This window comes from Vibrio sp. Y176 (genome assembly GCF_033438945.1).
Map to the genome: position 1 here is coordinate 1 of NZ_JAWOQS010001107.1, position 533 is coordinate 533.

General features: G+C 42.8%; 1 protein-coding gene. It reads left to right on the plus strand.

Features of this window, described 5'->3' with window-relative positions:
* Positions 1 to 112 precede the first annotated feature (112 nt).
* Positions 113 to 533 (plus strand): D-alanyl-D-alanine carboxypeptidase family protein (locus tag R7O13_RS30460; protein WP_318305669.1); only part of this gene is annotated, 421 nt, incomplete at its 3' end.

Below are 533 nucleotides of genomic sequence, written 5' to 3' on the forward strand. Positions count from 1 at the left end.
AAACATTGAGTAAAGGTAACGAATCGTAACATTGCTGCTGTAACTGTATGGCGTTTCAATATACTCGACTTAGTTTGTAAGCCACAGATTGCTAATTAGATTAGATGTCACTATGAGAAAAATTACCTTATTCAACACGACTTTCCTTACCGGCCTTGCTACCTTCTCTCACTTTGCCTTTGCTGCACCTACTGTTGTCCCTAATGCACCTGAATTAAGCTCCCGCGGTTATGTACTGATGGACTATCACACAGGTAAAGTGTTGGTAGAGCGCGATGCAGACAAGCGATTAAACCCAGCGAGCTTAACTAAGTTGATGACTGCTTATGTTGCAGGACAAGAAGTAAACGCTGGCAATATTAGTCTCGATGATCAAGTTGTCATTAGTCGCAACGCTTGGGCGAAAAACTTCCCAGATTCTTCCAAAATGTTCATCGAAGTAAACACATCTGTGTCTCTGTCTGATTTATATCGAGGATTGGTGGTTCAGTCAGGAAACGATGCTAGTGTTGCCATTGCAGAGCACGTCGCTG